Source organism: Moorena sp. SIO4A1 (assembly GCF_010672065.1).
Taxonomy (GTDB): domain Bacteria; phylum Cyanobacteriota; class Cyanobacteriia; order Cyanobacteriales; family Coleofasciculaceae; genus Moorena.
This window is the reverse complement of record NZ_JAAHHX010000007.1, coordinates 48,850-69,296: the sequence shown is the minus strand read 5'-3', so window position 1 is coordinate 69,296 and position 20,447 is coordinate 48,850. Positions and strand designations below refer to the sequence as shown.

The following is a 20,447-nucleotide window of genomic DNA, read 5'->3' as shown; positions in this document are numbered from 1 at the left end:
AGTTAAGTAACCTATATGAACCGGATTTGGTATCAGTCAGGAAAAGGCTGAATGTAATCAGCCGTAAAACCTTGCACGCTGTGAATCTATTATCCAGAAGCTGCGCTGCCAGAACTTTGGTGGCGCATTCTGATCATAATTCCTAAGGTTATTTGCTTCATCATCCAGTAAAATACTGTCAGCACCACGAATGTTACGGCCATTACTAGTAGTGGACCTTTAGAGGTTAAATCATGAATCATACTCTTGGCTAAGCTACTGGGTTGAGCAACTAAGTCCCAGCTGTTGAACCGTTGGAATCGTCCTAAATAAATACCAAAGGCGCACAGAGCATGAGTAATTAACTCAGCTAAAAATATCAACTTTCCTAACCTTCGCTGCTGCAAATACTCACCTAGGTTAATCACAGATAGAACGTAAGCTTCAAAACCGGTTAGGATAACTAGCAGATGTTGGGGAATAACAACTAGAGTAATTGTCCATACTGAGTAATTCCTGCGAATGGCTTGAATTAGATGAATCACATCGGTGAGCAGATAGGGCGCATTGGGCAAAAATAGGATAAAAACTGCTAAACCTATCCACCATAATCCGGAGTGTAAGCCAGATTTACTCCGGAATAGCCAAAAACTTAGAGCTAATGGTATTGATGCTAGAAACAAATTCCAAGCCATCCAGCCATTGTGGCTATGCCAAGCTTTCCATACCTCTGTCAGTAATGTGTCCATAGACATGATTAGTGAACCTTTGCTCTAGGGTAGATTAGCCTTGTTAAGTGGTATTGAATTTAATCCTTATCCTAACTCATCCGTTCAGCTTTGAGTTTTGAGCTTGAGCTTTCATAGGTCATACTTCATACTTAAGCCTTAAGTTGACGGTTGAAAGTTGAAAGTTGAAAGTTGAAAGTTTAAGGTTTAAAGTTGGAAGCCTTTGAAGCTCATAACAATTCTGGCTCATTACCCATTACCGATTACCCGAGAAGGGATATGATCATCAGTCAACTGGATTTGAGATAACCATGCCTCAGAATCGGATTATTACTCTGCTGAGTGATTTTGGCTTACAAGATGTTTATGTGGGTGTGATGAAGGGTGTCATTGCCCAAGTTAACCCAACTTTGACTATAGTAGACCTGACTCACCACATCCCCCCTCAAAACCTAGCCGCTGCTCGGTTTAATTTGATCAATGCTTATCCCTACTTTCCAGCGGGGACAGTTCATGTGGCGGTGGTTGATCCAGGAGTCGGCAGTCACCGAAGAGCGATCGCTATCCAACTTTCACAGGGTTTCTTGGTCGGTCCAGATAATGGGCTATTCAGTGGAATTTTGGAGCAATACCCAGTCATGGCAGCAGTTGAGCTAACCAACTCAGCCTACTGGCGCACTATAAATCCTAGCACTACGTTTCATGGTCGAGATATCTTTGCTAGTGTTGGAGCTCACTTGGCTAGTGGCTTACCAATCGAAAGCTTGGGAGAGGTAATTGAGCCAAACACTTTGGTAACGCTAGATATACTAACAAAAACACTAACCGATGATGGGATTATTGGTTCTATCCAATATGTTGACCATTTTGGCAATTTAATCACTAATATCCCAGGGGCTGAGGTTGATGGCAAAACTTGGTCTGTTAAGATAAGCGATCGCATTATCCCCCATACTCAAACCTATAGCAATTGCCAACTTGGAGAGTTCGTTGCCCTAATTGGTAGTCATGGTTGGGTGGAAATCGCTGTTAACGGTGGGAGTGCTAAGTCTCAATTACAGCTGGATTGGGGAGATAAAGTGGAATTAAGCATTAAAAATTAGAATAATAATTAGTACCGAGTTCCTTTCCAGGATATTATGACCACATCACTACAACCATCTGAACCGGTAGTTTACCAAGGTCAGTTTGGCGAATTTACCATTACCGAAAGCGATCGCATTGGCGTAGTTATCTACCGCGCTGGCTTAGTGGTAGCAGCCTTGAGCTTTGCGATCGCCAGTAATTTAATTCTATTGCGAGGAGCTAGCCCAAGTATTTTAAATGTCCTGACTCCTCTTTATGGCTTATTCTGCCTTGCCCTAGGGGTTAGCTTAGTCACCATTCATATTTATCTAGCTCCCCTGCACCGCCTACTACAAATCTTTTGGGGCATCGGTTGCATTGCCTCAATTGCACTGGCATTTTCCAGCAATGAGCCCCTTGCTCTATACATTTATAACCATCCTATTTCTCTATTCGGAATTGGTTTTACCTTTGCAGCGTTAACCGGAATTTATTTCAAGGAAGCATTTTGCTTTAATCGCTTGGAAACTAAATTCCTAACTCCCCTAGTACCCATGCTGTTACTGGGACATATAGTTGGATTTTGGTCTACAGATTGGGAGATGATTCTGCTAGGACTCTGGGCGGTTTTGTTTATGGTGTTTGCCCTGCGTAAAGTATTGCAACCGATTCCAGATGATATTGGTGATAAGTCGGTTTTTGAGTATCTCAAAAAGAAGCGTGTGTAAGCTATAAGCTATCAGCTATCAGCTATCAGCTATCAGCTATCAGTTATCAGCTATTAGCTATCAGTTATCAGCTATCAGTTATCAGCTATCAGTTATCAGCTATAAGCTATCAGTTATCAGTTATCAGCCAAAGGTCTGTGCTCAGGCTACTAATCGGTGCTTTTGCATCAAATAAGCTGACCACTGACCGCTGACTGCTGAATGCTTACTCCAATTTTCATTAATCTCGAACTATTAAATCTCCTGTTTGCGCGATGGGCACGCTACGGGAACGAGGTTTATTTTAAGCATGATAGCTGACAGCTGACGGCTGAATGCTTACAAACGTGTAGGAAATTAATAAGCTGCTAGTGATTTTACGAATTACCAAAAAACAAGACTATAAACGAAGGAAGCAAGGGGACTGACGATCATCCTTTTTAAAATAATCCGGACAGATGGGACTTTGATTGGTAAGTACTAGAAAAGTGAGATGCTCTATAGCGGTTTTTAGCCTAATGAGGTACACCGGATTTTTTACCTTTTCTTTCTTCTGACTTTACTGCTCCCTGCTCCGAACGCGCCCCGCGTGGCCCACGGCCTCAGTCCCTGCTCCCTATAAACCCAAAAAATTGTACCTTACTAGCTTAAAAAGCGCTATAGACCTTATTAGTCATCAGTGATTATTAGTCATCAGTGATTAGGTGACCACGGTTTTCTCTACCGTAGACTATACCGTACATTAGTGACCACAATATCATTTATTTGTGGTTACTAATGACTAGTGACTATTGACGAGATAATTTTTCATTAAAAGTCCCAATCATGCGTTTAGTATGTAGGCGAAAACAGTGGGGTTTAACGGTTCAAGGATGGTTTGTGAATACTTTTTTGATTATTACCTGTAGTCTCTTTATGTTAACTCATATCCACCCATTTTTATCGATTACTTCTCCCATTAACGCTGATGCATTAGTAGTAGAAGGATGGCTACCGGACTATGCCTTAAAAGGTGCCATGGAAGAATTTGATCGGGGTAATTATCAAAAAATAATCACCACTGGCCTTCCTCTGCGTAAAGGATATTATCTGTCAGAGTATAAAAGCTATGCTGAATTGACTGCGGCAACGTTTATCGCACTGGGTTTTGAGCCAGATAAATTAGTTGCTGTTCCAGCACCAGATGTTACTGTCAATCGTACCTTAGCATCGGTTCAGGCGTTACGGGAGTGGCTATTAACGTCTGATGAATCAATAAAATCGATTAATCTTTATTCGTTTGATGTTCATACTCGCAGAAGTTGGATGCTATTTAAGCAAGTTCTTGGTCCTGAGATTAAAGTTGGAGCAATAGCTGCTAATTCCCTTGACTATGAACCAAAACAGTGGTGGGTTTCTAGTCAAGGAGTGCGGTCAATCATGTCTGAAACAATCGCTTATCTCTATGCTCAAGTTGTAAGTTTGAAAGTTTGAATATTGCCAAAACTGCTATAGCAATTATTAATTGGGTGAGGGAGTAGGGAGTAGGGAGTAGGGAACAGAAACATGTCTTAACCTTTACTTCGACTGGTATATTATTATTCATTCATCGTGCGATAGGTAGCTACTGCTGAAGGAGATATCCGATTCAGATAGCGGAAAATCCAATATTTGATAACCGAATCCAAGATAACTGGAAATGTGGCAATGAACAAAAATATAAACTCTCGACTTTCTGGTATTCCTAAATGTCGGGATACGGCTTCTAGGATTACTTCCCAACCGTGGGGAGAGTGGAATCCTACAAACATATCGGTAAACAAAATAATGATAAAGGCTTTGGCACTATCACTCAGTCCATAGATAATATCATCCATAAAAGATTTTAAAATAATTACATCTCGCTTGCTGTTCATGATAACTAAGGCAAAAGCAACTAGAGCTATAATGTCAGCAAAAATATTTTTAATGGCATTAGATCCTTGATTATAATAGTCTTCTGCCAGTTCGTTAGCTTTATGCTTAATCTCTTCTTCCATCTCCTCCTCAGATAGTTTAGGAGTAAACCCCAGTAAGCTTTTAAAGTGGAGTTCTTCTTCAAATTTTTTTAACTCTATCAGAGCTTCTTCTTCCATCTCATAATTTAAAAAAATAGCTGATTCATGGTTACTTCTAAAGTGCTCAACTATGGGACTAACTAGAAACGTTTTAGAAATTTGATGGGTTAAAATAGGAACAATAGTTAAAATTAGGATAAACTTAATAGAGATTACGGTTTTACGTTGAGACCGACGAAAGGTTTTGACAACTTTATCTTCAGCTCGTGGATCGAGTTCCTGCTGAATTCTTTTGACCGTCCCTACAATTGACCTAGGTAATACACCGGTTTTATCCGTTACTTTCTTGGAGTTAGCTCCTTGATTATTGACCGATGAATTGTTGTCTGATTCCGAATAAGGGGCTTCTCGAAGATTGGAATTTTGGTTGATAACCTGTCTTGGACTGGAGTTAGTAATCTGATTATCTGGCTTTTGGTCTATGGGAATCAATGCTGCGGTGGATTTTTCCGGTTTTGGGGCCGCATACTTGTTGATAATTTCATCAATAAAATTTAATTTTTCAATAAGTATTGACTGCTGATCGCTGAGGTCGATTGACTCAGATAACCGAGAATTTTCCCTAGCTTGTTGTTGACTAGTTTCGAGAGGATTAGATCCAGTTAATTCAGAATTTATTATAACAGAACGACTGGTTTTAAATTCTGCTAGTCTAACGTTGATAGTCTTGATATATTTATTAATTTCTGCCTCAAAATAGGCAATAACGCTGTTACTATATTGACTGGTATCGGCGGAGATTTTTTTACCTCCAAAATATTCATCTTCAATCGCTTTAATTTTTAGTGCCGCTTTGTATGCCTGATCCAAGGCTCTCTCTGGTGTATTGAAGAACCATTGTCTAGCTGTGCGTAAGATAGTTTGAAGATTCATTCAATTCTCTAGGATCATACTCTCAACATCTAAGGGGTGCATTCTTACACCTAATTATTCCTAGAACTCTTACATCCTAGTTGTGCTATAATAGCAAATTACCTAAAGAAAAATTTTGTGGCTCAAAATTCACTGTGGATCATTGGCTCAACTCGCACTGGCAAAACAACTCGCCTTGTGAGTCAGTTTTACCAATGGGTTGAAGGAGGACTGGATTGGTCAAACCCAAATTCGAGTTCAAGATATCAAAGAACTCCCTCAAAAGCCCCAGGAATTTTAGTGTTTGCGGCTAATGACGATAATCGGCGTGAGCTGGCGGATCGGCTCACAGAGGTGATCCGGGGACGGTATCCAGTACTTTCCAAGACACCTTTAGGTTTTTTCCAAGATGAGGTAATGCTATTTTGGCCCTTGTTAATTGGGCGATTGGATATCAAGGCACAGTTTCCGTTGCGATTGCGTCCTGAGACTGAGCAGGACTTAGCCACCCAGCACTGGCGTACTGACCTGGATAATGATCTACTACAACTGCCAGGGGGGAATGATTACACTAGAGTTCGTCGGCTCCTGGACTTGTTACAATTAGCAGCAGTGAGTGGGATACCTGTTGAAGACATTCCCCACATGTTAACGGTCGGGATTCCAGAGGAGGAAGGAAACCCGGAACTTTGGTCAACGGTGGGAAAGCTGTTGCTAGAGTGGCGAAGCTGGTGTCTAGAGAGGGGATTATTAACCTACGGGATTATTGCTGAACTGTATTGGCGGTATTTGTTGGCAGACCCCACTTATCAGCAGTATTTGCAGCAGCGGTATCAGGCAGTGCTGGCGGATGATGTGGATGACTATCCTGCGATCGCTCGGGATTTATTTGAGACTCTACTCAATCAAGGGGCTGTGGGAGCTTTTAGCTTTAATCCTAATGGACAGGTACGCTTGGGCCTTAATGCTGACCCCAATTATCTAGCGGATTTGGCATCCCGTTGCTTGGTGGAAATCTTACCGGATTTATCGATCGATGCAATGCCGGTTGAATTGGCAAACACAGTAGTGGAATTAATTACTAATTCCATGTTTATTGATGATATACCTGAGTCTATCCAATCGATTCAAACCACCTCCCGCGCTCAACTGTTGCAGCAAACGGCTGGGGTGATTAGTCAAGCGGTCAAGTCTGGGCAAGTGCAGCCTGGTGAAATAGCAATCATTGCTCCAGGTCTAGATGCGATCGCACGCTACACCTTAACGGAAATCCTGACTAACCAAGGCATTGCTGTCGAACCCCTCAATGACCAGCGCCCATTAATTAGCTCACCGATGGTTCAGGGATTACTAACCCTACTAGCGCTAGTGTATCCTGGCTTGGGACGGTTAGTGAATCGAGATGCGATCGCACAAATGCTGGTAGTACTCAGTAGCCAACCACAAGTGCAGGAGTTGAAGGGTGAAAGGTTGAAGGTTGAAAGGTTGAATGTTGAAAGGTTGAAGGTTGAGAGTTCAAATCTGCAACCGGCAACCCTAATTGACCCTGTCCGTGCTGGTTTATTAGCGGATCACTGTTATGCTCCTGATCCTGAGCAACCTCGCCTATTACCAGTGGAGTCGTTTCCTCGTTGGGATAGGTTAGGGCATCAGGCAACAACTGCCTACTCAGAGATTTTCCAATGGTTAGAACTACAGCGGGAGCAACAACAACAGGGTTTGATTCCTTCGTGCCTGGTAGTTTTCGACCGCGCCATTCAGAAATTTTTGTGGCATGGTTCTAATCTCGCCTATGAACAGCTAGCAGCACTGCGGGAACTGATGGAAACCGCTCAACACTACTGGGAAGTGAATGGACGCCTGGGGAAAGAGTTGAAGGTGGATGATTCCAGCCAAACCAAGCAACAACCGTCTAACCGTCAGCGTTCCACCCAAATTATCGCCCAATTCATTCTGATGCTACGTCGTGGCACCGTTACTGCTAATCCCTATCCCGTCCGCCGCCTACCCACAGCTACCAATGCCGTCACCCTCGCTACTATTTTCCAATACCGTGCCGCTCGCCGCTGCCACCGTTGGCACTTTTGGTTAGATGCCGGTTCTTCCCTCTGGCTCAGTGGTGGTGCAGCTACCCTTTTCGGAGCTCATCTATTTCTAAAGGAATGGTCTGGACGTCCTTGGACAGAGGAAGATAAAGTCCAAGCTGATCAACAGCGATTAGAGCGAATTTTGCGAGATTTATTCGGTAGAGTTACAGAGCGGGTTTACTTGTGTCATAGCGAATTAGCGGTTAGTGGCACAGAGCAGAATGGTCCGTTATTATCTTTGATAAATACTGCGTAAATACTGTTTCTTGACAATTCTACTGGAAGTTCCTGGGATATTTCTGTTAGAAGTATTGGCATGTTTGAGTTGAAGTTTGCCCAGGGTGAAGCAGCAAGCTAGATCCTTTTCGTATTAAAAACCAGAGACCAAGCCCAAGACAAGTATCCACAACATCACGCTCAGTGGTGCGCCAAAGAGAATCCCCACGATTGCCCAGCCTCTTTGGTGAGCTTTGAAGTGTTCAATACTCCGCCAGCGACGACTTTTCCAAGCCCATTCATTGCCCTTGGCACCGAGCGCGATCGCCATTAACCAACCCAATTGAGGCACCCATGCTATCAGTCCAATCCAAACATTATTTGTCATAGGCCAAAACCAAGGTATCAAAAAAGCTCCCCAGTTCCAGCCTTTGATTTCATCTGGTATCGGTATTCGAGGATCACCTAAACCCCCTTGACCTGAATTATTCACAAAGGTGGCTCGGGTGGGTCTGCTCAGTTTGTTGCTTTTGCGAGTATTTAGTGTCATGCCCAATTCTAGGGCTAGAATTGCTTCAGACGCACTTTTGAAGCGTTGCTCTGGAGCCGGTTCGGTCAGCTTCTGAATCCAGCTAATCAGGTTAGCACTGAGGTTGACTTGGTCTTTAAAGCAAATGCGCAAATTCCGCTGGGGCAAGTCAGCAGGTGCAGTCCCGGTGAGCAAATGAATCAACGTCGCTCCTAAGCCATACAAATCCGAGGCTGGTACTGCCCTACCACCAAACTGTTCCATGGGCGCGTAACCATAGGTTCCCACTACCGTAAATGTCGCGCCCTCTTGGGAAGCCCGATCCTGTACTGACCCGAAATCGATGACATAAATCTGCCCATCATCTCCTAAAATTAGATTGCTAGGCTTAATATCTCGGTGTAGTACGGCTGGATTCAGCTGATGGAGAAATTCAAGAATTTTCAGCACATCCACAGCTATTTGGCGCACTTCCCCTTCTGTAAATCGTTTACCTTGATTTAGTTTTTCCTTGAGGGAGGAGCCAGGAATATAGTTGTGTACCAAGCAAAACCAGAGTACTCGGTCATCAATGTTAAAATAATCAAGATACTTGGGAATCCGGGGATGATTGAGCTGTTTAAGCACCTGTGCTTCTCGCTCAAAGAGTTTTAAATCGTCCCAATTAACGTCACCACCAAATGCCAGCAGTTTAACAACTACCAATTCTGGAGGTGACACTCTTATGTCTTCAGCTAGCCAAGTTTGTCGTCCAGCATTATGTCCCAGTTGTTGCTTCAGTTGATAGCGCTCATGTAATATCTGTTCGGCTTCCAGCATCTCGGCTTAATGTCCTCAGTGGCTCATCCATCCCATCAGCGTGCTCGGTTAATCTCAAGCTAGATGGGTGGATACAGGGCAAAGGGCAAAGGCTAAAGGGGTGGATTAGATGATGATTTTTCTTACCAATCAATTTGTCTTACGAATCAAACCGATTTATCATTGACATTTGACCCCTCTAGCTCTAATATAGCCAGATTTTTTTGGGATGACAGGGATGTTGACAGTTTATTGACTTGAAATTCTTTGTTCATCATCACCTTCATCTGTCAGACTCTACACACTAGGTGTTAAATCAACCCAATCCCTCAACCACTGGATGGAAGTAAAACGCTAGTCCTAATACCACATAAGCTGCCAATAGCAAAACCCCTTCGAGCCAGTTTGACTTACCATCAGAACTAATCGAATTAGTAATCAAAACAGCTACGGCTACTGCTACCAATTCAAAGGGATTAAAATCCAAATCCATGGGCTGACCCATAAACCACCCAGCCAGCACTAACACTGGGGCAACAAATAGGGCAATTTGCAGACTAGACCCCACGGCTACGGAAACTGAGAGATCCATCTTATTCTTCATCGCCACAGTTACCGCAGTGGCGTGTTCTGCTGCATTACCAATTACGGGCAGTAAAATTACTCCGGTAAACAGCGCTGTTAGTCCTAACTGTGATGTGGCAGATTCCAAGCTATCCACCAAAAGTTCTGACTCTAGTGCCACCAGCAGGGTAACCACTACCAAGACTCCTACCCACAACCAGATATTAGGCAGATGTTGAGATTCGGAACTGGCAATTTCACCCTCCCCTGTTTCTTCTGACTCCATTTCTGCCATTCCCACATCAAACAGATAGGTGTGGGTTTTCATGGAAAATAATAGAGTTAGCCCATAAACCAGAATTAAAACCAGGGCAACTGCCACCGAAAGCTGTTGTAATGTAGATTGAGGAATACCAATGGATGTGGTATCCATTGCTGTCGGTAGCAACATGGCAATCACCGCTAGGTTCATTGAAGAGGCATTCACCCGCGCCACAATGGGCTGAAACTCCTGTTCTTTGTAACGCAATCCACCCAGCAGCATCGCAAATCCCATCACTAGGAGTAGGTTACCGATGATGGAGCCAGTGATGGTGGCTTTAACCACTTCTACTAACCCAGCATTCAGGGCAATTAGGGCAATGATTAATTCTGTAGCGTTGCCAAAGGTGGCATTTAATAACCCTCCTAGGTTTGGACCGAGCACCACAGCAATTTCTTCTGTGGCTGTTCCCATCCATGCTGCTAAAGGAATAATTGCTAAGCAAGAGGTAATGAAGATAACTGCCGAGTTCCACTCTAGAAATTCAGCGGCTACTGAAATGGGAATAAACAGTAGCAAAATTGACAAAATTTGGTTTTTGGTGAGCATTTAGGTTTCTTTACCTCAAAAGAATTACTATTCTAGTTACTCTCGGGGACTAGGGCAGTATCGAAAGGGACTTGGTCAATCCCTCTTCCCATCCCCCCGTCTCCCTAAGCTGTCACGCCCCTAAGCTGTCACGCAGTTAATTTTTGGGTTGAGACTGATGGGGAGATAGGGAGGTGGGGGGATGGTTTGACGGTTTGTTTCATAACATGAACAGATTAAATTTAGACTGGTGTTAGCTAATCAACTTAGATAGGCCAATTAGATAGTCAAGCTACCTGTAGGGTGGGCAAAACCTTGCCCACCCTACCCATGGTGTCTGTGCGTAAGTCCTGAACTTAGATAGCCAAATTAGATAGTCAAGTACCTTACTCTGTAACTGTTGTGCTGCAATATTGCTTTTGGATACTCAACCATTCCTCAAGCGCATCAGTCTTAGGATATATTTTTTAACCATAGAAATTTGCTATGATCTGGTGAAGATTGATAAGATTACCGCAATTTGCATAAACTGATTGGAGTTACTTGAATTAAACCTTGCGGTTGAATTAATCATTGTGTTAAGCATTTAACGTTTGTCCCAACTATCCGCTGTCCCAACTATCCGCTACTTTTGTTCGTTACTGCCAAACCAGTATAAGTTTGCTCAAGGGTATTCGCGCTCCGAGTCCCAAACATGAAGTTATCGGGTTGGGTGAGCTGTGTTGCTGTTTTTTGAATGCATATTCCCATGACTTCAGTAGCTGAACTGCTAGTGTTACAAGCTGAGGAAATAAAGTCCACTGCTAAGTCCACTGCCAAGATCAAACACTACTCGACGCTCAACAATGACTCCCTAGATACGGCCACAGGTGTCTATATTACTATCCACGGTCATTTCTACCAACCGCCTCGGGAAAACCCTGATCTAGATACTATTGAGCGTCAGCCTACTGCTGCTCCGTTTCATGACTGGAACGAACGGATTTACTATGAGTGCTACCGCCCCAATGCCTTTGCTAGGGTATTAAATGACCAAGGGGAAGTGATAGATATTGTCAACAACTATGACTATTTGAGCTTCAATATTGGTCCAACCTTAATGTCATGGCTGGAAGATTACGATCTCGAAGTGTATCAGCGGATTCTGGAAGCGGACAAGAAGAGTTGCGTACGCTTAAATGGTCACGGAAATGCGATCGCTCAAGTGTACAACCACATCATCCTTCCCTTAGCCAATGAACGGGACAAATACACCCAAATCCGTTGGGGAAAAGCGGACTTCCGTTCCCGCTTTGGTCGTGAACCCGAAGGGATGTGGCTGGCGGAAACCGCAGTAGACTATCCCACCTTGGAAGCATTGGTAGCAGAAGATATTCGGTTTACTATCCTAGCCCCTTCCCAAGCTCAACGTTGCCGCCCAATTCCCAATGAACTCACCAGTGAACACAATAGTAATTCTCCATGGCAGGAAGTGGGAGGTGCTCAGATTGACCCTACTCGCCCTTACCGTTGCTTCCTCAAAAATGGCAAATTTATTGATATCTTTTTCTATGACGGCCCAATCTCCAGAGATATGGGCTTCAATGATTTACTCACCAGTACTGAACACTTCGCCAAGCGTTTGGGTCAAGCAGTACGTGGGGATCATCGCAGCGCCCAGTTGATTGCTGTGGCAACGGATGGGGAAACCTTTGGCCATCACAAAACAGGCACTGAGAAGTGTATTGCCTACGCTTTTACCCATGAGTTTCCCCAGCGCAACTGGACAGTAACCAACTTTGCCCACTACCTTAGCTTTAATCCACCCACCTGGGAGGTGGTACTGAAGCCAGTAACAGCCTGGAGTTGCTCCCATGGGGTTGACCGTTGGCAAGATGATTGTGGCTGTGGTGGTGACGGGAAGTGGCACCAAATGTGGCGTCGTCCCCTGCGGAATGCCCTGGATTGGTTACGGGATCAATTGATTGAGGTATATCAAGAGACTGGTAGCCAATTCTTCCATGACCCTTGGCTAGCGCGGGATGAGTATATCGAAGTGATTCGGAACCGTTCCCCAGCCAATGTGGACAGTTTTCTGGAGCGTCATAGTACTCACCCACTGACGACCGCCGAACACGTGGATGGCTTACGACTGCTGGAAATGCAGCGTCATGCTCTGCTGATGTATACCAGTTGTGGTTGGTTTTTTGAGGAAATCTCCCGTCTAGAAGGGGTTCAGATTTTACGCTATGCTGCCCGTGCTATGGAGTTAGCTGCTAATGTTGCTAAAGTCCAACTGGAAGAAGAATTTATCCAACGCCTTGCTCTAGCACCCAGTAATGTGGAATGCTTTAAAACTGGTGACCAGATTTATCGGCAACTAGTGGTGTCAGCCCAGGTTAGCTGCAAGCAAGTAGTAGCAGACTATGCCATTAGTTCCCTATTTAAAAACTATTCCCAAGAAGACAAAATCTACTGTTACTATGCCCATCAGCAATATTACCAGCTAAAACGAATCGGGGCATTAACCCTAGCTGTGGGACAGTTACAATTGGTTTCTGAGATAACTAGGGAAAGTGGTGATTTTGTGTTTGCCTTGCTATACCTAGGTGGTTGGGACTTCCACTGCTGTATTCAACCCCTTGCTGAATGTCGAGCCTACCGCCAGCGGTTGGAAAGATTATTTAATGCCCTCGAGCAAGCCAGTGCAGCCCACACAATTTTGGTAATGAATCAGCTGTTTGGGCAGCAAAATTTTAATTTGCAGCATCTGTTTCCTGAAGAGCGACACCGGATTATGCAGCTGTTGAGCCAGGAAACCTTGACCCGTTTGGATCAGCTCTATACCCAGGTTTATCGGGATAACTATAGAGCCTTGATGGCTTTCCAGAGAGATGGGTTATCTATTCCCAAGGAATTGCAAGTAGCAGCAGAAATTGCTATATCCAATCAGTGTATTACTGTGATTAGGGCATTAGATAGTGATAGCAGTGATCAGCAGGTGGTATGGAGTAGGTTGGCAGAGTTAGAAGCGATCGCAACAGCAGCGAATCATCTCCACTGTCAGTTGAATACCCTAGAAGTCAAGCAAACCTTAGAAAAGTTAATTTTGCGTACGCTCTGGCAAATTCTTTACGATAGCAACCCAGAGGAAGTGGAAGTCGATATTCAACGGCTAGACAAAATGATTGATGTTGGGAATCAGCTCAATCTAAGCTTATCCTTAGATCGTTGCCAAGAACTTTACTTGCAGTACTTCCATAACCAAATTTTGCCTCAGCTGATCCAAAGCCAAGATTTAAAGAAAGATAGTCAAAACAAAGATAGTGATAGCAATGGCAGCTATCCCTGGCTATGTAAAATGTGTACCTGTAGCACTGCCCTCAGTGCTTCACTTTCCCCAAGCCCCCTACTCAAGTTGGGTCAAACCTTAGCAGTGGATCTCAGTGGTTGGGTCACCAACCTGTAAGCATTCAGCTATCAGCTATCAGCTATCAGCTATCAGCTATCAGCTATCAGCTATCAGCTATCAGCTTTTGAATAAAATAAGCTGACCACTGACCACTGACCACTGACCACTGACCACTGACCACTGACCATAAAAATCTCAAAAAAGTTATAACACCGGGATTACAGCGCAACTATTAAACCCTTGGTTTTCGGCTTTAATTTAAGTTACATAATAATCCCGGTCGGTGTTACCCTAATTTAATTTTAACAAATAATAAGAGTTTTTGGTAGACTCTGCGACATTTTCTATAGCTGTTTACTAACCTCATTGAAAACTGCTATAGTTCAGATCGAACCAAGTTCACTAAGTGGCCAAAAACGGAAACAGGCACGACCAATGACTTTGTCTTTACCTAGAAAACCCCAAACATGGGAATCGTTGCTATTGTTGCGGTTGTCTCCCATGACAAATAGCTGATCTTCTGGCACCTGCACCAGTCCCATCTGATAATGGGGAGGTTGGGCAATGTAGTCCTCGTCTATAGGAGTACCGTTGCGATAAACTTTGCCATCTTTGACTTGAACCGTATCACCGGATGTGCCAATCACCCGCTTGATGAAAGCTTGGTCTTTTGAGTAACCCAAAATTTGTAATTGTGGCGGTAGTTCAAACACTATAATGTCACCGACTCTAGGGGTATGGAAACGGTAAGAGATTTTTTCCACCACTAAGCGATCGCCTATTCCCAAAGTCGGGTACATGGAATCCGAGGGAATGTAGCGAGGTTCTGCGACAAATACTCGAATCAATAGAGCTAAGGCTAGTGCGATCGCAATAATTTGGAAATTTTCCTGTACTTGCTTCCAGAATGGCGTGCCACCCTTGGCCTGTTGTTGACCCTGAGCATCTGCTTGCTGCTCCTGAACAGATTCAGAAGATTCACTCGGTGCTGCTAATTTCTTTTTCTGTGCATCCATACAAGATTTAAATTGACATTTAAATTGACGGTAAGGCAGATTTATGGGTATGACCGCCCCCCTAGCCCTAAACATCTTTACTAGTTTGGCAACTCAGCCAGGATAACACGCTTGATTGCCCTTTTGTGAATTTGCGTTAGTTTAGGAAGTGAGTACTGTTGTTGGACAATGCCCGTGCTGTTTCCACACTCTGTCCTACGTGCGAGTTTAGCGGTTTGTCTTCTGGGTGTGTTGAGTGCCTGCGCCAACACTAACCTAGGTGACGCTTTGCAGCGGTCTTTGGGAGCAGACCCCACACTGAAAGATAACCCACCCAAAAACTTGGGTCGGCCATCTCCGAACAAGCCTCAAAGTACTCCCCAGAAACAGAAGTCAGTACCGTTGCCAGAAGACTTCCCCACTGAGATTCCCCGTTATCAACAAGCAACCTTGGAACAAGTGGAACCCCTCAAAGATGCTGCTGCTCCAGGTAAGCTGACGATTTGGTCATCCCCTGACCCAATTAATTTAATTCAGAACTTTTACCAAAAGACCTTTGAGTCGGGAGGCTGGGAAGTCCTCGACCAGCCAGAAGAGCAAGATGGTGGCACATTCATCGTCCGTCGTAATGACTTGGATGTTACCCTTTCGATTCCTTCTCGTGCCACTACTGGCAAATCGAGCGCTGCCTCCTCATCAAAGCCCCCAGCGGTTGCTACCAACAGCAGTGTGACCACATTTGATATTCAGTACGTCCGGGATGGTAAGGATACCAAAGCTGAGAAACCAACACAAGCTGAGAAACCACAACCATCCCAGAAACCAACACAAGCTCAAAAACCAACACAACCTCAGAAACCAACACAACCTCAGAAACCAACACAACCCCAGAAACCAACACAACCCTCTGAGGTTGCGAGTAAGCCAGCTCAGGTCAGGTCAGGAGAACCTGAGAAATTTACTGACTTGGATAAAGTCCCCCGAGATTTGCGTAAGTATGTGGCAGATTTGGCAAAATTGGGAGTCTTAACCCCAGGCACAGCTAATCCAAAGACCAATGCTGATAGTCAAGGTACTCAGTTTGCCCCCAATCAAACCATAAGCCGCCGTCAGTATGCCCGTTGGCTGATGGATGCGAATAATCGGATCTATGCCAATCGTCCAGGATTGCAAATCCGTTTAGCATCCAAAACTACTCAACCTGCATTTCAGGATGTGCCTCGTACGGATCCTGATTTTCCCTATATTCAGGGATTAGCTGATGCTGGATTAATTCCTAGTCCCCTCAGTGGCGATTCTACGGCAGTATTGTTTCGTCCAGATGCACCATTGACTAGGGAAAATCTGATGGTGTGGAAAGTGCCTCTCGATACTCGTAAAGCCTTGCCCAAAGCCTCTATTGAAGCAGTGAAAGAAACTTGGGGCTTCAAAGATACCGCCGAAATTGACCCGAAAGCATTGCGAGCCGTCTTAGCTGATTTCCGAAATGGCGATTTGGCAAATATTCGCCGAGTCTTTGGTTATACAATATTGTTTCAGCCTAAAAAACCAGTCACCCGTGCTGAAGCAGGAGCAGCGCTTTGGTATTTCGGTTCTCAGGGTGAAGGGCAATCTGCAAAAGAAGCACTGTTTCTTAAACCTCAAACCAGTCAGCCATCAGGGGCACCAAAAGCTAAACCATCGAATTAGGTGCATACAAAACAGCTGAAAACAGCTTTTAATTGTGCTTAAGCACAATTACGAATAGCTATTGTCATGGGTTAGTAATTAGTGGTGATTGGTCAAGTGTGTCAATGGCAGACATGATATAGCACAAGTCAGAAGTCAGAAGTCAGAAGTCAGAAGTCAAACTCTTGCGCTTACTTAGGTTTGAGACTTTTGTCATGTCCGCGCCTGCCCTGGCGACTGCTATATCAAGTCCGGTTAATCACGTCTAAAATGGTTGATCTGATGCCTGTGAATTTTGAATTTTGAATTTTGAATTTTGAATTTTGAATTGCTAATTGCTTATGGTTAGTTAATTTTCAAGGTTCAATTTACTATCAACCAAGAAGGATAAGTATTAAATCGGACATGAGCTGAGATAATTATCTGCAATTAAGTTAAATAACATCATGAAGACACAAATTGCCGCTACAGGATTAGTCTTTTTCTCTTTAATGTTGCCCCTGAGGGCAAATGCTGTCGAGTTGTTTAGCAAGATGTATATCTTTGGAGACAGCCTCTCTGATCAAGGCAATCTGTTTAATGCCACCGTAGAGCGAATTCCCCCCAGTCCACCCTATTTTGAGGGACGTTTTTCCAATGGTCCCAACTGGGTGGATTATCTTGCAGGGGATTTGGAATTAAACCCTACTCTGTTTACCACTCTTGGCTCAGGTGCTATCCCTACTGAAGGCATTAACTTCGCTTTTGGTGGTTCTACTACAGGCACTGTACAAACTGCCCCTGTTCCCTTCTCTGGATTGGAAGTTTTACCAGGATTGCAACCGCAGATTGATGCCTTTACTGTTCCCCTAATACAAGCCGGTCAGTCTGCTGACCCAGATGCTCTGTATATAGTGTGGGCTGGTGCTAATGATTATCTACCCAACCAAGGCACTTTTGAACCATTTACAGAAACTGACACCACCTTGGCAAATTTGTCAGATGCACTCCAAGACCTGACTGATGTTGGGGCTAAGACTATTATGGTCGTTAACTTGCCAGATTTGGGCAATACGCCCATTGCTCTGGGAGTTGATGGACGTGTTCCTGGTACTACCGATGCCCTCAACACCTTGATAGAAGACCATAATTCTGGTTTGTCTGAACTACTGGATCAATTCAGTCAGACTGCCGACTCAGATGTCAATATCATCCCGGTTGATGTTAATTCTATATTTAAGGAAATTCTGGCTCAGCCGAAGGAATTTGGTTTCACCAATGTCACTACTCCTTGTCTGAATATACCAGCACAATTTGTATGTGAGAATCCCGAAGAGTTTTTATTCTGGGATTTACAACATCCAACCACTGGTGTTTATCGAATCATTGCGGATTTAGCCCTATCAGCATTGAACGATCCACACCCAGATAATAACCATCCACACCCAGCTAATAACCATCCACACCCAACTAATGTTCCTGAACCAGCAATGGCTTTAGGTCTATTTGCTTTGGGGGCTTTAGGAATAGGTTCTAAGAGAATAGGGAAGAGGGGATCGGGAATTTAGAATTTAGAATTTAGAATGCGCGAATCGGGAATCGGGAATCGGGAATCGGGAATCGGGAATTGGGAATCGGGAATCGGGAGTCGGGAGTCGGGAATCGGTAAAAATCCTGGTAGTGCTATACAATTCCTGACTTTAGCTCCCGAAACCTTGACCAGACCAACGCCTAAATCACTACATCTTTACCACTATCATCAAAAAATACTAGGAGTTTTTTCCTACTATTACCTGTTCCGAAGCTCCCTCTAGATACCGTTTTCAATTAGATCATGAAACCCAATTCTGAGTTATCATAACATCAAAAAATCCTAGGTTTTCTTTCCTACTATTCCCGACTCCCGATTCCCGACTCCCGTTCCCCTCCTGGGAGGGGTTAGGGGTGGGTTCCGACTCCCTACTCCCGACTCCCGACTCCCTACTCCCGACTCCCTACTCCCTACTCCCTCTTCCCAACAATGACTAACAATTACAACCAACTGTTCAAAACCATAGAAGAGTTAGTTATGCACCATTCCCCTAGTGGTGCGGAAGGGGAAATTGACCAATTGTTACTGCATCGGTTTCAAGCTTTAGGGGTGGAAACTTGGCAGGATCGGGCGGGAAATGTAATTGCTAAAATCCCTGGTAAGGATGCTGGTGCCAGTCCCATTGCGATTACTGCTCATAAAGATGAAATTGGTGCGATTGTTAAACGGATTGGTGACGCAGGACGGGTGGAAGTGCGCCGGTTGGGGGGTTCTTTTCCTTGGGTTTATGGTGAGGGTGTGGTGGAGCTGTTGGGGGATAACTATACCATTAGCGGTATTCTCTCCTTTGGCTCACGTCATGTTTCCCATGAATCTCCCCAAAAAGCGTTGCAGGATGATGCTCCTCTACGTTGGCAAGATGCCTGGATTGAAACTAAATGTAGTGCTACAGAATTGGCAGAGGCTGGGGTGCGTCCAGGCACTCGTATGGTGGTTGGTAAACATCGTAAGAGACCTGTGCGCCTTAAGGATTATATTGCTAGCTATACCCTGGATAATAAGGCATCCGTGGCGATTTTGCTAAGCTTAGCCCAACGGTTGAAAACTCCAGCAGTTGATACCTATTTGGTGGCATCAGCAAAGGAGGAAGTCGGGGCAATTGGGGCTTTGTATTTTACCCAAAATCAATCTCTAGATGCGTTGATTGCTCTGGAAATTTGTCCGTTGTCTGCGGAGTATCCCATCGAAGATGGACCAGCACCAGTGTTGCTCTCTCAAGATAATTATGGCATGTACGATGAAGGGTTAAATCGGGAATTGCAACAAGCGGCAGAAAGTTGTGAGGTACCGATTCAGTTGGCGGTTATTGATGGTTTTGGCTCTGATGCTTCGATCGCCATGAAGTTTGGTCATGTTGCTCGTGCTGCTTGCTTGAGTTTTCCTACTCAAAATACCCATGGTTATGAAATTGCTCATTTGGGTGCGATCGCAAATTGTATCGAGATTCTTGAGACTTATAGTTCATTAAGAATTAAGAATTAAGAATTAAGAATTGAGAATTAAGAATTGAGAATTGAATTCACCATTCTGCCTTCACCATTCACCATTAACCATTAACCATTAACCATTCACCATTCACCATTCACCATTCTTCATTCTTCATTCTTCATTCTTCATTCTTCATTCTTCATTCTTCATTCTTCATTCTTCATTCTTCATTCTTCATTCTTCATTCTTCATTCTTCATTCTTCATTCTTCATTCTTCATTCACCATTCTTCATTCTTCATTCACCATTCTTCATTCTTCATTCTTCATTCTTCATTCACCATTCTTCATTCACCATTCTTCATTCACCATTCTTCATTCTTCATTCTTCATTCTTAGTGTTATCTTCAACCCAGGTTTTGTAGGAACGCCGATGCCCTTTCGGTCTACCCACAACCACCATCACATCCGGGGCTTGGTTGATTTTGGGTTGTCCTTGTTCTGGATACCACAACAAATCCCCGGCAACGAACACATTAGGGTCATCTTTGAATAGGGCTTCCAGGCCATACTTAATGGTGGTAATTAGTTCAAATTGAAGGGTATTGTCCGCCAAGGGTTTGCCGTCACTTTCGGGATAGAAGATGTCATCGGTGGTGGGCTGAAGCTGCTGAACCATAGGAAAAACTGTTACCAGAGCTGATAACCCTATTCTATCCTACTAATTAATAATTTATAAATTATAATTTATAATTTAATTCTACCTTTTGTCTTCTACCTTCTACATTATTAATTCTTAATTATGCATTCACTAGGGTTATTTTATTCTGGATATAGGTAAGGATTTTACAGGCTTTCAGTCATCGCATACCTGAATTATCGAATGTTGAAACGACCTATCCTCGTCAATGCATAAAATATGGCA

Annotated in this window: 14 protein-coding genes and 1 pseudogene; 8 read left to right on the top strand and 7 right to left on the bottom strand. The window is 43.9% G+C overall.

All coding sequences use genetic code 11. The features are described 5' to 3' along the window. Positions 1–89: 89 nt before the first annotated feature. Positions 90–734, bottom strand: a complete 645-nt coding sequence (locus tag F6K53_RS06840; RefSeq protein ID WP_364302353.1) for a DUF1361 domain-containing protein — start codon at positions 732–734, stop codon at positions 90–92. Between the two features lie 284 nt (positions 735–1,018). Between F6K53_RS06840 and F6K53_RS06835 the strand changes: the two genes are divergently transcribed. The 3 genes from F6K53_RS06835 (at position 1,019) to F6K53_RS06825 (ending at position 3,952) form a co-directional block, all read left to right on the top strand. Further along, positions 1,019–1,810, top strand: a complete 792-nt coding sequence (locus F6K53_RS06835; RefSeq protein ID WP_293067488.1) for an SAM-dependent chlorinase/fluorinase — start codon at positions 1,019–1,021, stop codon at positions 1,808–1,810. 36 nt (positions 1,811–1,846) lie between these two features. Continuing rightward, positions 1,847–2,500, top strand: coding sequence for a DUF2301 domain-containing membrane protein (locus F6K53_RS06830; protein ID WP_293024395.1), 654 nt, complete (start codon positions 1,847–1,849; stop codon positions 2,498–2,500). Positions 2,501–3,394: 894 nt separating this feature from the next. Continuing rightward, complete coding sequence (locus tag F6K53_RS06825; RefSeq protein ID WP_293080211.1) at positions 3,395–3,952, top strand: ElyC/SanA/YdcF family protein; 558 nt, start codon at positions 3,395–3,397, stop codon at positions 3,950–3,952. A 104-nt stretch (positions 3,953–4,056) separates the two neighbouring features. Here the strand turns inward: F6K53_RS06825 and F6K53_RS06820 are convergent, their stop codons facing one another. After that, positions 4,057–5,448: a proton extrusion protein PcxA gene (locus tag F6K53_RS06820; RefSeq protein WP_293080208.1), complete on the bottom strand. Its 1,392-nt coding sequence runs from the start codon at positions 5,446–5,448 to the stop codon at positions 4,057–4,059. A 117-nt stretch (positions 5,449–5,565) separates the two neighbouring features. On the opposite strand from F6K53_RS06820, the gene F6K53_RS06815 reads away from it, so the two are divergent. Then, positions 5,566–7,770 (top strand): recombinase family protein, encoded by a 2,205-nt coding sequence (locus F6K53_RS06815; protein WP_293067496.1) that lies wholly within the window; start codon positions 5,566–5,568, stop codon positions 7,768–7,770. 114 nt (positions 7,771–7,884) lie between these two features. Here the strand turns inward: F6K53_RS06815 and F6K53_RS06810 are convergent, their stop codons facing one another. Both F6K53_RS06810 and cax read right to left on the bottom strand, forming a co-directional pair. Next, on the bottom strand, positions 7,885–9,078 hold the full coding sequence (locus F6K53_RS06810; protein ID WP_293067499.1) for a serine/threonine-protein kinase: 1,194 nt from the start codon (positions 9,076–9,078) through the stop codon (positions 7,885–7,887). Between the two features lie 295 nt (positions 9,079–9,373). Beyond that, entirely contained in the window at positions 9,374–10,492 is a 1,119-nt protein-coding gene (gene cax / locus F6K53_RS06805; protein WP_293024387.1) for a calcium/proton exchanger, read from the bottom strand. Between the two features lie 715 nt (positions 10,493–11,207). Between cax and F6K53_RS06800 the strand changes: the two genes are divergently transcribed. Next, positions 11,208–13,919 (top strand): DUF3536 domain-containing protein, encoded by a 2,712-nt coding sequence (locus F6K53_RS06800; RefSeq protein WP_293080205.1) that lies wholly within the window; start codon positions 11,208–11,210, stop codon positions 13,917–13,919. 326 nt (positions 13,920–14,245) lie between these two features. On the opposite strand, the gene lepB is transcribed toward F6K53_RS06800, so the two are convergent. Further along, positions 14,246–14,878 (bottom strand): signal peptidase I, encoded by a 633-nt coding sequence (gene lepB, locus F6K53_RS06795; protein WP_293024385.1) that lies wholly within the window; start codon positions 14,876–14,878, stop codon positions 14,246–14,248. A gap of 168 nt (positions 14,879–15,046) precedes the next feature. Between lepB and F6K53_RS06790 the strand changes: the two genes are divergently transcribed. Both F6K53_RS06790 and F6K53_RS06785 read left to right on the top strand, forming a co-directional pair. Then, positions 15,047–16,546, top strand: coding sequence for an S-layer homology domain-containing protein (locus F6K53_RS06790; protein WP_293067506.1), 1,500 nt, complete (start codon positions 15,047–15,049; stop codon positions 16,544–16,546). A gap of 425 nt (positions 16,547–16,971) precedes the next feature. After that, complete coding sequence (locus tag F6K53_RS06785) at positions 16,972–18,072, top strand: SGNH/GDSL hydrolase family protein (protein ID WP_293024382.1); 1,101 nt, start codon at positions 16,972–16,974, stop codon at positions 18,070–18,072. A gap of 305 nt (positions 18,073–18,377) precedes the next feature. On the opposite strand, the gene F6K53_RS06780 is transcribed toward F6K53_RS06785, so the two are convergent. Further along, on the bottom strand, positions 18,378–18,545 hold the full coding sequence (locus F6K53_RS06780; RefSeq protein WP_293024381.1) for a hypothetical protein: 168 nt from the start codon (positions 18,543–18,545) through the stop codon (positions 18,378–18,380). On the opposite strand from F6K53_RS06780, the gene F6K53_RS06775 reads away from it, so the two are divergent. Beyond that, a complete protein-coding gene (locus F6K53_RS06775; RefSeq protein WP_293024380.1) occupies positions 18,525–19,577 on the top strand; it encodes a M42 family peptidase in 1,053 nt (350 codons plus the stop codon). The two genes, F6K53_RS06780 and F6K53_RS06775, sit on opposite strands and share 21 nt — an antisense overlap. A gap of 345 nt (positions 19,578–19,922) precedes the next feature. Here the strand turns inward: F6K53_RS06775 and F6K53_RS06770 are convergent. Continuing rightward, a pseudogene (locus tag F6K53_RS06770) lies at positions 19,923–20,201 on the bottom strand (Uma2 family endonuclease); the annotation flags it as partial. Between the last annotated feature and the right edge of the window lie 246 nt (positions 20,202–20,447).